This is a genomic window from Verrucomicrobiota bacterium, from assembly GCA_037139415.1.
GTDB lineage: Bacteria > Verrucomicrobiota > Verrucomicrobiia > Limisphaerales > Fontisphaeraceae > JBAXGN01.
In genome coordinates, this window is the sequence record JBAXGN010000205.1 from 1 (window position 1) to 13,866 (window position 13,866).

8 protein-coding genes are annotated in these 13,866 nt (G+C 58.7%); all 8 read right to left on the reverse strand.

All coding sequences use genetic code 11. The features are described 5' to 3' along the window. Positions 1-372 precede the first annotated feature (372 nt). A complete protein-coding gene (locus WCO56_25220; protein ID MEI7732897.1) occupies positions 373-4,281 on the reverse strand; it encodes an SUMF1/EgtB/PvdO family nonheme iron enzyme in 3,909 nt (1,302 codons plus the stop codon). 807 nt (positions 4,282-5,088) lie between these two features. Beyond that, on the reverse strand, positions 5,089-6,447 hold the full coding sequence (locus tag WCO56_25225) for a DUF1566 domain-containing protein (protein MEI7732898.1): 1,359 nt from the start codon (positions 6,445-6,447) through the stop codon (positions 5,089-5,091). Continuing rightward, entirely contained in the window at positions 6,444-7,862 is a 1,419-nt protein-coding gene (locus WCO56_25230; GenBank protein MEI7732899.1) for a DUF1566 domain-containing protein, read from the reverse strand. Before WCO56_25230 ends, WCO56_25225 begins: the two co-directional genes overlap by 4 nt. 76 nt (positions 7,863-7,938) lie before the next feature. Beyond that, complete coding sequence (locus WCO56_25235) at positions 7,939-8,466, reverse strand: hypothetical protein (protein MEI7732900.1); 528 nt, start codon at positions 8,464-8,466, stop codon at positions 7,939-7,941. 18 nt (positions 8,467-8,484) lie between these two features. Continuing rightward, positions 8,485-9,819, reverse strand: a complete 1,335-nt coding sequence (locus WCO56_25240; protein MEI7732901.1) for a PQQ-binding-like beta-propeller repeat protein — start codon at positions 9,817-9,819, stop codon at positions 8,485-8,487. Positions 9,820-10,049: 230 nt separating this feature from the next. Then, positions 10,050-10,700 (reverse strand): hypothetical protein, encoded by a 651-nt coding sequence (locus WCO56_25245; protein ID MEI7732902.1) that lies wholly within the window; start codon positions 10,698-10,700, stop codon positions 10,050-10,052. Then, positions 10,697-12,193, reverse strand: a complete 1,497-nt coding sequence (locus WCO56_25250) for an AAA family ATPase (protein MEI7732903.1) — start codon at positions 12,191-12,193, stop codon at positions 10,697-10,699. Before WCO56_25250 ends, WCO56_25245 begins: the two co-directional genes overlap by 4 nt. Before the next feature lie 648 nt (positions 12,194-12,841). Further along, the coding region (locus WCO56_25255) for a DUF4091 domain-containing protein (protein ID MEI7732904.1) at positions 12,842-13,866 on the reverse strand (1,025 nt) is incomplete at its 5' end.

Genomic DNA, 13,866 nt, shown 5'->3' on the forward strand with positions numbered 1-13,866 from the left:
AAATCCCAACCGTCGCAGTGGCTATTGCTTATTCTGCTTCGGGACGGGCTCTAGCATACTTCCCAGCACCTTTGAACGTGCAAGAAGTCTGGCCTTAGAGCTTCGCCCCGAGATTTGTCTGCACTTTCAGCGACTACCTCCTGCTTAGCAGCTTCGGTGGATATCCTGTTCTCACTGGTTGCGTTGCATAAAATTCCTCGATCAGTTCGACATTGCCTTGGCGGCCTTCGGGAACCGGGAAAAGGAGTTATTCATTAACAATGATGTGATTTTAACTAGCTTTTCTTTCGTTTCAGTTTCTGAGGCTACGTCGTGGCACTTTTCCAACTGACCAGTTGTAATTGGGCTGTGATGATTTTGATCGTTTACCCCTCATAAAAGGGGACTGTCATTCCGTTGACGCGGGGAAGGTGGGCCATCACCCGAAGGGGGATTGCCCGAGCCTTGGCGACCGGGACCGCCGGGACGGCGACCACCGCCCTGCCCTGAAACGCCCGGACCACCCTGACCGCCTTGGCCATTTCGGCCGCCCATTTCCGCCGGGCGTTCGCCGGGGACGGCGTTGGCCTGGTCGAGGCCGGTTTTGCCTTTCATGGAGGCGGGTAATTCAATCGGGCCTTTGGGCGTCAGGTCGCGCCCTTTGAAGGCGGCGTAATCGGGCGCATAACGATGGGCCTTGAACACGGCGTTGAACAGGTGGCCGCGCGTGTCCACGCCGGGGAGTTCGCCCTGGGCGAGGGTGCCGTAGCGGGTCGCCGGGTTGACGTATTGCCAGACCCTCTCGCCCGAGGGCGTGACTTCAAACAGATGGCCGATGACGCCCGCGCAGATGAGCGTGTTGCCGTTGGGCAGGCGGTGCGCGCCGGAGATTTCGGAGGAGAAGAAGTCGGTACGGTTCGGTGCCTCGTAATGCCAGAAGGTTTTCTCCGGCCCGAACGGCTTGCCCGGTTCCAGGATATAGCGGCCGCGGGCGTCCAGCGGCGGGACGATTTCCTCGATGCTGGAGTAGCCGCGATTGTAGCCGTTGTTGAAGATGGTGACGTGCCCCGCGCCGGGATAGCCCTCGGGAATCCACTCGCCGTCGTGCTGCTGGTTGAGCTGTGATTCGCGCTCGGAGCCGCGCCCATACGCGCCGGGATTCCCCCAGCGATAAATGAGGTCGCCGCCTTGGCCGTGTTTGCCGCCGCTATGCCCGGCGGCTTCCTGGCTGGTGGTGCTATGGTCAATGAACCAGATCTCGCTCTGGCCGCGCGCGCTGACGCAGACCTGGTCCAACTGCGCATTGTAGGCAATGGAGTTGGCATGGTTCCAGAAGCCGTTCGGGCCGCCGCGACCGCCCCGGATGGCAATCCGTTCCGGATGCGCCGAGGGGTCGCCATAGTTGGGCTTGGTTTTTTCAAAGTTCTGTACCATATGATCCCACACGCGCCATTCCCAAACCACTTTGCCACCGTTGGGATACACCGGCTGGATTTCCACGACGCCATCCGGGTAGAGTTCCGCGCCCTGGGCCGTCTCCGCCGGCCAGCCGGCGGCGATGCATTCCGCCGCCGTCTTTTTCTCGACCACCAGCATCAGGATGTTGCCATTGGGCAGCGGCGCGATGTCGTGATGCTGCTGGTATTTGTCGGTGGCATACGGGAATTCCCAGAGGAGTTTGCCATCCCAATCATACTCCTCGATCCGCCCGCCCTCGCCACCGCCGGTGAAGCTGCGGTTCCGGGTCATGCACGGGTGCAGCAGGTTGCCGTTGGGCTTGAGATAGACCGATTGCCCGGGATAATACTGGCTGTGCCACTGATGCAGAATCTGGCCCGCGTTGTTGATCAGGAAAATGTTGGTGTTGTGTTTGGGCGCCAGCAGCGTGTAGCCGTTATACGCCTTGGGGGAATTGATGAATACACCCACGGTCTGGCCGGGGTTGGGTGACGCCGGTGTCTTGTTATGCTCGGCCATACGACCGCCGCCGCCGCGCCGCTCGCCACCACCCGCGCCACCTTGTCCGCCGGGAGCACTGCGCCGCCCCTCACCGTTCGGGGCACCTTGACCAACCTGGGCGACCTGGCGCTCCGCGCGCTGGCCACCGGCTTGATTATCCGGGGGGGCCGGCTGGTTATCGAGGTTGGCATCCGTGGGACGTTCCATGCCGCGTTGGGCAGGCGCGGTTTGCCGCGGCGAGTTTTGCCCGGCTGCCTCACTGGTTTCGCCCACGGTGTAGCGGGTATGCGACACGCTGAGATCGGCGGTGGCCAGGATGTTGTCCTTGATGGCGGCGAGCAGGGTTTCGTAAGTGACATCGGATTTGGAGTTGAGTTGCGGCGGCGCGGACAAGGCATACACGGTGAACACATACGTTCGCGCCCCCGGCCCCCCGGAGTGCGGCGGGGAATAGGCGGCGTGATTGCCTCGGGTGCTCACGCCCAAAGTCCCAATGCCTTTGACCGCCTTGGGAAGACTTTTGAGGTTGGCAGGAATGTTGTAGAGAATCCAATAGCTCATCGTCTGCCCGCGATTGGTGTGATGCATGATGAGCGCGAAGCTCTTGGTTCCGGCCGGTGCGCCGGACCATTCAAGGGGTGGCGTGGCGCCTTCGCCGTCACCGGTGAACTCCTTTGGCATAGTGCCGCCATCCGTCATCGCCGGACTGCGCAGCATGAATGAGGCGCTGGGTTTGCGAATGATCACGCCTGTATCGGCGCGGTCGGGAGGTTGCACTTCCGTTCGAGGCGCAGGGGTTCCTTGGCTGGGGGCAGGCGAGCTGTTGTTTGCGCCCTCCGATCGCTGCGGTGACCGCATCTGTTTCATGAGTTGCTGCTGGTCGGGCGTGAGAATCTTGTCCAGCTTCGCTTTGGCCTCGGTCTCCAGGTCCATGAGTTGCTTTTGCTGATCGGCGGTCAGGTTCAGTTGTTCCTGGGCGCGCGGAGGCAACAGGCGAAATCCGCTTTGCCCTCCCGCGCCACCGCCACCACCCTGACCGGCGCGCGCTGGCCGTTCGTCCCCGGACGCCGCCTGATTATTTGCGCGCGGACCACCGCCGCCGACACTGGGGCGACCACCTCCACCGCCGCCCCCGTCCCGTCCGGCGATGCGCTGAACCGGGGTTGGCTTGATCGCGGGACGGCTTTCGGCATTCACGGGCAGCACTAGCCGGAAGCCGATGTGGAAGAATGGGCCATCGGCATCGCTCAGGCCGGTGACCGGGTCGGGCCCACGGTAATAGGACGGGTCACGGTTGGAAACACGGCTATGGCCGAACTCCCCATTAAACCAACTGCCGCCGCGCATACACCGGTACGGTTTGCCATCCTGCATGGGGCTGCCGGTGGCCGGACCGGGCGGGTTGGTGATGGGACCATAGGCATAATAATTGCGCTCATACCATTCCGTGCACCATTGCCAGACGTTGCCGGCCATGTCGTAAAGGCCATAGCCATTCGCGCCGTTTGCGGTCTGGTACGTCTCCGCTTCCCCCGGCCAATCGAAGTCGGCTTTGCGGTGCAATTTCCCGTTGAAGAAACCAACCGGAGTCGTCAGGGCGTTCGCTCCCATGCGCCAGGCCTGGCCGGGCGGACCGGAAGCCGCCTTGTATCCGGGCGGCGGTGACGTGGGGCGCGAGCCGGCGCGAAACGGATTCTTCGACTCCGGCACATTGGCCTTGGCCGGGTCGGCCTCGTTGCCCCACGGATAATTGTAATACGGATTCTGCTGGCCACCGCGCCCGGCATATTCCCATTCGGGCTCCGTTGGCAGGCGGAAGCCGCTCCGGTTAAAATCGCAATCCCAGGTGCTGGTATTATAGCACGCCGGCAACCCTTTCTGCGCACTCAGCCAGTTGCAATACACCGCCGCACCGGCCCAGCGCACGCAGACCATGGGATGGCTTTCTTTCTTATCGAGCACGGAGAATTGTCTGCCGTCCCAGCCGATCCGGCTCGACGGGGCAGACACGCGCGTATCGCAGAGCAGATCGCTGCCGCCCGCGAGGAACACGCCGCCATTGCGCACCTCCACCAGTTTTTTGGCCAGGGCCGCATTGAGGAACTCGCAATACTCCCGGGTGGTGACGTCATAGATGCCCATGTAATAGGCATCGAGATAGACCTTGTGCAGCGGCAGCTCATCGCTGCCATGCTTGGGATCCACAAAGCCATGATGATCCCCCATCTCGAACGAGCCGGCAGGAATAAGGACCATGCCGGCAGGAGTTCCAGCAGCGGCAACACGCAGGCTGGGCAGCCAAAGGGAGCCTGCGGCGGCCAAAGTCAGCATCAATACTTTCATTTTCATATCCCTACTAGACACCCGCATTGTTAAGCGCATATTTCAAAACAACCGGAAAATTGTTAAGAGTATGTTAATCAGAGTCGCAGGCCGACGCAGCCTTGAAAGCAGACTTTACATTTAGACGTCTAAATGTAAAGCGTGGCTACACCCTTACACAGGTTCGTTTGGTAAACAGTTCCAGAACAAAACCAAGGTTCTTCGCTGTTTTCAGTCGAACAGGTTGTTCTCTCGGCGCCTTAACTTTTTCAATCATCCCCAACGGGGATGTGACCTTCAGCCCAAGGTTGGTTCGCGCTGAGGGATAGGGGACGCGAACCTACCTTGGGTATGGGGTTACGGTCTCTCCAACTCCAACGGAGTTGTGGCAGGACTAACCAACAGCCATTGTTTCCCTCCCCAGTTCATCGTTTCAACAGCGGATTTAACGACCCACGGTTCGATTTCGGGAGGCCACAACTCCGTTGGAGTTGGTTCCAATCGATGGGCTTATCCCCAGGGTTAAATCACCGCCTTTTTGCCCCCGGCGATTTTACCCTGGGCTGGAGGTCGAAACACCGTTGGTGTTTAGCAGCCGCCATCGGGTCTCGTCAAACGAGTGCTGGAAAAACGCCGCGTTTCAACGTGAAAAGCGAGCCGGCCACAAACCGCGTGATTCCGGCTTCGGCATTCGGCATTCGGTATTCTTTCGGTTTTCGGCCCTCGGATTTCGGATTTGGCTGGCCCCCGATTCCATTCAAAATAGTGAGGAGCCAATATGTTTATTATGTTTCTCCAGCCGAGTTACGAGCGCGACTCTGAACTGGTTTACTTTGCATCGCTGCGCACAAGGCGGACAAAGTTGTAAATGCGGACGACGTCGCCTTGCGGGCCGCGGCCGTGCGGGAACATGGCGGGATCGCCGCTCTTGGAATCGCTGCGCTGCGCGCCCGCACCATGCACATCCATCAACTGATAGCCGCCCGAACCGCCGGATGCAGACGGACCGGAGCCGTCCGACCGACCCGCCCCGGGACCACCGGGCGGTGGACCACCCTTGGCAAATCCTCCCGGTCCCGGCCCGCCAAAAGGCGGACCACCCATGCCGGCACCCTGCGGAACTGTCCCCCGGTTCCCTTGCGGGCCGTTCATGCCGCGCGGCTGCATCCAGCCGGTCGCCCGGCCAAAGGCGACATAAACGGCGGCACCGCCCTGGCGGTCGGGGGGACCATCCAGATGAGTTGTGCTGCTCCAGAAGAACGGATATTCGCCATCGTTGAGTTTCGTGGCCTGAAAGAGCGGGGAGATGGCGGGTGACTGCGTGACGGCGGGCGCGCGGGAATAATCCACGATGCTCTGGAGCTCCTTGGCATTGGGCAAACGCCAATCATGGTGACCAAGATATTTTTCAGCGTTCTTTTTCTGCACCCAGGCCAGCGCCTCCTGCCAGTTCAACCCGTTACCACTATCGGCTTGTGACCACGTCAGGCCGGTGGCGCGATCAGTGATCGTGCCATCGCCGTTGTCGTGGAAATCATTGAGGCCATAAGCCGGGTTGCCACGCACGTAACGGACGTGCATCTGGGCAACCCGTCCGTTGGGAAACGACTTGGGATATCCCTTGATGCGTCCATCGGCGAAATTAACGCCAAAGACGCTCGTGGGACGGTTATTCAACGTCTTGCCAAGGTATTGCGTGGCGGACCAATCCTGGCAATCAATAATGCGGACGCCGGTGGATTCGTCGCCATAAGCGAAATCGAAATACTTGGTGTCCAGGTACGGTCGGGAATTGGCCACGGTGCCGGCACAACCGCCATTGAAATTGATGAGCGAATACAGTTCCTTGATGGTCGGCATGCGCCAATCGGTGTGACCGCCCACCCGACAGGCCGCCGCCCCGGCGACGGCATCCTCCCAGGCCAACTTTTGGCCGCGCGCCTTCACCCAGGTCAGGCCCGTATTCAGATCGCTGACGGTGCCATCGCCGTTGTCCTTATAACTCGGCGCCAGTCCCGGATGCTGGGCGTCCTGACCGTAAAACGGCTGGCCCGGCTGCGGGGGCGCAATCTCGCCCTGATTATGGTAGCACTTGGTCTGACCGGTGCCGACAATGGCGTAGGGTTGGACGGCACCGAGATTGCCGAGGGCCATGAACGCGAACAGGAGAGCAAGTTGAGGTTTCATTGGATTGCGCCAACGCGCACGAGCCGCACGAAGTTATAAATGCGGATGACATCACCTTGTGGACCGCGACCATGCGGGAACATGGCGGGATCGCCGCTCTTGGGATCGCTGCGCTGGGCCCCGGCACCGTGGACATCCACGTAATGATAGTCACCAGCCTGACCACCTGAGGCTGGAGACTGAAAGCCGGAAGCTGGAGGCCCACCGGGACCGCGCCCCTGGGCACCCGGACCGCCGAAGCCGGGACCGCCCGGGCCACCACCGCCCTTGCGAAGTCCGCCACTGCCCGGACCACCGCGCCCCTCCGGAGGACCACCCGCCATGGCCCGCGATGACATCCAACCGGCCGCCCGCCCGAACGCGACATACATGGCGGCGCCACCGCCCTGGAAACCGGCGTGAGTCGTCGCCGACCAGTAGAACGGGTAGTCGGCCTGGCGGGTTTCGTTGGTGAACGACGTGCAGGTGAAGACCGGATCAATCGCGGCCGAGTGACTGGTGTCGGGCGAGCGGGTGTAATCCACGAGGCTTTGCAATTCCTTCACGCTGGGCATCCGCCAATCGTTATGGCCCAAGTATTTCTCCGCGTTATTTTGTTGCACCCAGGCCAGGGCTTCCTGCCAGTTCATTCCGCGCACGCTATCGCTTTTCGACCACATCAAACCGGTGGCACGGTCGGTGATGGTGCCGTCGCCGTTATCATGAAAGTCGTTCTGGCCATACTTCGGATTGCCACGCACGCACGTGACAAAAAACGTTTTCTCCGTGCCGCCGCCCGGCATGAACAGATCGTAGCCCTTGATGCGTCCATCAGCGAAGTTGACACCAAAAAGTTTATCGAACCCGCGCGCCCCCTTGCCGACATACCGGGTGCTGGACGCGTATTGCGAATCAATGACGCGCTCCCCGCTGCTCGTGTTCCCGTAGGCGAACTTAAAGAACTTCGTATCGAGGTAGGGCGTGAGCCGCGAGGTATCGGCGTCCATGGGTCCGCTGGGATCGGTGCCGCGGGCGTCGAAAAGCGAATATTGCTCCTTGATGGTGGGCAGGCGCCAGTCATCGAACCCGCCGAACCGGGCGGCATTGAGTTTGGCGGGGAGGGCTTGGGCCTGGGCCAAGGTCAGTTTATCAGCGCGGTTGAGGATGCCGTTGCCATCGGTATCCGGGCTGCGCTGCCAGGTCAGGCCGGTGACGTTATCGCGAACGGTCAGGCCATCGGCGCTGAGGGTGTAACTGGCCGGATGGGTTTTAAACTGGGCGTCCTGACCATAGAATGGCTGACCCGGTTTCGGCGGGGAAATCTCGCTGCGGTTGTCGTAACACTTAGTCTGGCCGGTATCCACGATGGGATAAGGAAGGGCGGCAGCCAGGCTGGTTGCCAAAGTAATGATGAAAAATGAGGGTAAAACTTTCATTGCTGGTGATGATTACCTGAATCCTGACCAAAACCAAGAGCGGCGACATACGAGTCGCCGCTCTTGCACGTGCTAATTATTGCTCCAAGGGCGGACGTTGCGGACCACCTTGGCCACCTTGACCGCCGCCAGGGCCGCCTTGACCACCGGGACCACCACGGCGTCCTTGTCCACCTTGACCACCAGGTCCATCCTGTCCACCGGGGCCACCCATACCGGGGCCGCCTTGGCCACCAGGTCCACCAGAATGCATACCAGGGCCGCCCTGCCCGCCAGGACCACCTTGGCCACCCTGCCCACCGCGCATGGGCGGACGCATGGTTTTCATTTTCTCCAGTTGCTCAGGGGTAAGGATCTTCTCCAGCTTCGCCTTCACCTCGGCTTCGAGATCCGCGATCTGCTTTTGCTGATCTGCCGTCAGGTTCAACTGCTCCGCCGCGCGCGGCGGGATGATCCGGAATCCGGTCTGGCCACCAGGCGTGCCAGGGCCACCTTCACGACCGGGAGGCCGTTGCCCTTCCGGGCGTTGGTTATTGTCTTGCGCCGTCAGGAGGCACGTGGAAGCGCCGAGCGCCAGCGCGAGGAGGATCGTTTTCGTTTTCATATTTTTTGCTTTCTTGGTTTACTGAGTTTTCCCCGCGCCCGCCGACTGCATCGCCTCGATGCAGTAAAGATTCCGGTTCGAGCGCAGAAAGAGTTGCCGACCTGCAATCGCAGGCGTGGCATTGAAATCAGAATCGTCACCCGCGAGTTTGTTTTGAGCGATCACGGAAAATTCCGGTTTGGCGGCGAAGAGCACCACCCCGTTGCGCCGGCTGGTGGCGTAAAGATTGCCGTTGGCAAGGACCACCGAGGCGTAGTAAGGCCGCCCCCCACGATTACTATCGGATGCGCCCGACAAGCGTTCCTTGAAAATCACCTCGCCGGACTTGGCATTGAGGCAAACGGCGAACCCCTGATCGCTGGCAAAATACAACCGGCCTTCATGCAGAACCGGCGAAGGCACATAGGAGCTGGTGCTGCTGCGCCAGAGGACGTTGGACTCCGTCACATCCCCCTTGCCGCCGGTGCGAACTGCCACGGCACCAAGCTGGGGAAAACCGCCCAAGGCATAGGCGACTCCGTCACCCACCACCATTGTGGGTGAAACATTGCCGGGCAGGCGGCTTTGCGCGAACCAACGGAGCTTGCCGGTGTTCGGGTTCATCCCCCAGACTTCGCCGGGCGCAGAAATCAGCAGGTCCGATTGTCCGTCCGCGCGTGGGGCCAACACCGGCATGTTAAAACAGAGTTCCAGGGTGCTTGCTTCGGCCTTCCAGACCTCTTTCCCGGTCAGCTTATCCAAGGCGCGGATGGAACGGCTTTCATCGGCGGCGTTCACGATCACCAGATTCTGGAAAAGCATGGGGCTGGCTCCCGAACCCCAGCGGCGGTTGCTGGAGAGCTTGCCCACATTCACTTTCCACAGTTCCTTGCCATTCAGGTCAAAGGCCAGCACGCCGGTCTTGCCGAAGAACACGTACACCCGCTCTCCATCCGTCACCGGGGTGCTGCTGGCGTAGCCGTGCTCGGTGATAAAGCCGCTATAGGTATCTTCCGGCAATTCGGCGGGAACCGCCTTATCCCAGACTATCTTGCCGTCTTCACGGGCGAGGCAGATCAGATGACGCTGAAGTTGATCCGGTCCGCCTCCGCTGGCACCTTGGCCGTACCCGGTGTAGCAGGTGATAAACACGCGGTTGCCCGAAACAATGGGGCTGGAGGAGCCAGGGCCGGGTAGGGCCGTCCGCCAGCGCAGGTTTTGCGATTCACTCCAGGTGGTGGGCGGCTTGGCATCCGACGCGGCGATGCCAGCCCCATTCGGACCCCGAAACTGCGACCAGTCAGCGTCCGCCAGCAGGGAAACCCCCGTCATCCCCATCAGCCCGATTCCCAGAATGTTCGTCATTCGTTTCATATCGTTACGAGTTAATAGACACCGGCAATGTTAAGGCATTATTTGGATACCAAGGGAAAATTGTTAAGGAATGGTAAAATTTGATGAATTCTGTGCCGGATGGTGGATAAAACCGCCGCCACCATATCATTTGTGGGGCTGCGAGGGACAATAGTAATTGCCCGACAGATATTCTAATGGATTGCCCGGACAGTCGAGATAGGGAAAAAGACCTCTTCACCCCAACACGGTTAAGCCGAAGTCCATCCAGCTTTCCTGACAGTGTCCCGCAATTCGGTTTCCAAGGAGGCGAAGGCAGATAAGCGTCGAAGCGGACTGAAGTCTTCAATCAGTTCAGCGAGACGATAACAGGATCGTACGGCAGAGAACTTTTTTAACCGGCGGGGAGACAGTTCAGTTGCCGACTTAAGCAAGTTGTGAAGGTCTTGTTTTGGATCAGGGAGCGATTCGATGACTGAGAGTGTCGGCAAAGAAAGTTCTATGCCTCCAGCAGGGTTACCGGCGGCACGCCGAATAGCCAACTCATCGAAAAGAAGCCATGCCTCAGTCATGCGAACCGGTACAACACACACGTAAGGTTTGCAGGCAAGTGGCGACGGCGATAAACGCTTAACGGCCTGATGGATTTCGCTTAAACGTTTCTCGCGAGACTCTCTTTCCGCATCGCGATGGACGAACAGAAGCTCACAGGGATAGAGGTCAAGCGCTCGGGTAATCTTGTCTTCGAGGCAGGTTGGTGGTTTGGGCAGTTGACGAAGATCCGCCCAAGCAGGCTCGATGGCTCTGTCAACACCGTTTTTGATCAGTAACCAGCGAAGCGGATAAAGCAAGACTGCGTCTGTCGGCCCGTCCGTCACCAAGGTAAAGCGTAACGCATTCATCCGTTAGACGGCATGTTCAAGAGAAGTTGCATATCCTCCCGATCCATAACGCGACGCCGCAGGGGATGATTGTCCCGTTCCGATGCTGATGGATTCAAATAGGCGAGCAGCTTCCCTTTATCTGTGATTCGGTGGTTCTTAATCTTAGCCGTCCGCCAAGTGTTTTCCATGGAACTGAATTGCAGTTTATTGAAACGAATCGGTGAGGCTTCGCCTGGCGTCGAGCGCACATCCTCAACTAATTCCGCCAATAGAACTGAGTCGTCTGGCACTTGTTGGAATACGCTCGGCGAGTGAGTGTTGACGATCACTTGCCGCAACGGATTACCCTCGTCGCATGGTGCGTAGGTGTCGGCTGCCATATCCTGAAGTAATTCGAGCATGACCGGGACTCGCCGCGGGTGAATCCCGTTCTCAGGCTCCTCTAAGCAAAGCAAGCCACCCGACTGCCGGTCAAACTCCATCACTGCGAGAGCCAAGAACCTGAGTGTGCCATCGGATAGGTCCCTTGCAGGATGAATCGTGCCATCCCGAGTGCGCACCTGCAGGGTGAATCGCTCGCGTGTTTCGTCACGATCAACAATCACCTCGCGAACATCCTCGAGCAGAGACGCCAGACGATTGGCGACTTGTGCGTAAATAGCGGTAGCTCTGGATTCATCCGGCATGCTGCTCCCATTAGTGGTGGAACGGCGGGCGAGATGATAAAGGGTTGCCGCTATATGCGAACCATCGCTTCCCATGCGCGGCGGAGCAGTGAATTCGTCAGGACGGCGGAGTGCGGAACTCTCAAGTTGCAGCAGTCGCCAAGATTGCATTTCGCGTCGAACCAGCAGAGCGGTGGGATATTCGCCGGTTTGGACGGTACTCAGCATCGTGCGTGGCAGTGCGGATGCCGGGCGAGCCAGCAAGCGACCGGATCGCCCATCTTGATGCATTCGAACAATGCGTTGTCCAGCCTGCTCCTCGGTAGATACGAATTCAGAAGTGCGACGCCCTTGAAGAACGGAGTCACGCCACTCTTTACTTGCAGGAAACAAAAGATGTTCGGACGCGTCCCGCAGACGCATCGGAACAAGGGTTTCTTCCAAGACTTCCAAGGGACCAGCCTCCGAGTGACTTGGGTCTTGGTCTCGCCAACCAAGCTTGAGCACGTAGCGGACCAGTGTGATAGAAGCTTCTACAGGTTGCCCGAGGTCATCAAGCCCCTGCTTCGGCAAAATCATCTCTGCTTCAAAACTCATCAAAGCGTCATTCTTTTCACCGATACGATGAAAAATGCCTCGAACATCTCCCGTGCGCCGAGATTCATCGCGCACCGATAGTACAGCCTCAGTCAAAGTCCGTTCCGTGAGTGTGCTGAGCAACTGAATCGCGTCAAAAAGATTGGATTTCCCGACGCCGTTAGCCCCAGCAATGCAGGTGAATGGTCCTAGACGAACATCCACATCAACCAAGTTCTTAAAACCTGAGACTTTGAGGCGCGTTAACATGTTTTAAACTAGTAAAAATCGCATTCTGGTACGCTCAAAATATTAATTGGCGTGTTGCGGTTAGGGAGCCTTGCTTTTGGTTCGTCTTCATGAGAAAGATGTTACGTTAAGACCCACAGAAGTCAAGTTCGGTTTTCGCCTTTTGCTGGTGCTTGCGCTCCGCAAACCTGCGAGATATGAGCTTTCTTAGTCACCATTTCACCATATGCAACCGTCTTAAATAGAATCATTGCGCCTCAAGTATGCCGTGCGACTGGCGGAAAAGCTTAGCTCGTAAGCGGCACTTTAAAATAGGCCTGCCGGATGTCTTTCCGGCTTCGGATGACTCCATCTGAATGAATCAGCGTATAATTGTTGTTCAAAAGTTTATCAGATGATTTCCCAGTCGCCTGAATCAAAGCCGGATACTGAAAAATCCTCCTGTGCGCCTGGTGGAGCGGGAATAGTGGACTTCCGAGGCCGTCGGGGTGTCGTACAAGCGAAGGAGAAGGAAACCCCGTCCCGGCTCGTCACAGTGACCTTCTCCCCAGCAATAGCACTGCGCCGAACTGCTAGAAACTCTCTTAAAAACTTGCGTTGCGTCACCGTCATATTAGTCAATATGACAACCAATTCGTACCTGGTCAAACTGATAGGCAATCCGGCGGGTCACCGGGCCATGCCATCCAATCCTGAGTCCACGATGGCATCAGCCAGGGCACGGCGATACCGATAGACCACCTGCGGGTCAGTGGTGTATTCGGTTTTGCTTTTGGCCACTTCTGCCGGGACTTCCAACAATGCGCGGGCAGTCTTCAACCAGTCGGCCTTGCGGACGCGCAGGTCGGGCGAGGCATCCACCTGCTTGATGGCAGATTCGAGAATCTGGCAGTACGCGTAATCCTCCAAGCCATCGCGAAAGTTTTCCAGCCGGATGGTGGCCAGCGGCGTTCCACCCGACCCCACACAGGTCCAGGAACCGTCCCCGTGATACGTTGTCCAACTGCGCGGATTCCAACTGGTGAAGGGACCGGATTTAATGGGCTTTTGTGAATTCCAGATACTGATCTCGTAATAGAGGAAACCATCGGGCCGATATTTTGCGGTCAACGCGCCCATCAAAATCCGGCCTTCGATGGCCGGGTATTCGATGAACATGTTGGCATGCGGATGATGCGGGCCGCAGCAGATGTACCACCATACCTGCTTACCCGTCGCGCGGGCGCGCGCCGCTTTGACCGGATCAAAGCTCGGAGTCAACGGGCAAAAGGCATCCATGGACTTGATCACCGAATCCATACCGTAGCTGTGATCGTAGGTGGTGGTCATAATCATGACGCCGGGGAATTCCGCCTTCAACAGTTCCACCGCCCGCTGTACCCGTGCAAATTCCTCGGGCTTCTCCTCGTCGCAACCGTAAATATAGGCGTGTTCCAGCAACCCCCGTTGCCTGGCCTGATTATACCCTTCGCGAAGCGTGGGCAGATGTTTAGCCTTCCAGGCCGCGATTTCCTGGTCCGTGGCACCGCAATGGCCGTAGTAGCCAAGGTTGAACCGGTCCAGGCGCCCTTGCCGATGCAGGTGGTCGAGCAACTCAAAATCCGGCACGCCGTGATGATACAGGCTGTCAAAGGTGATGTAATTTGACTTCGTAACTTTAACTACTCTGGTTGTGGCGTCGTTTTGCGCACCGG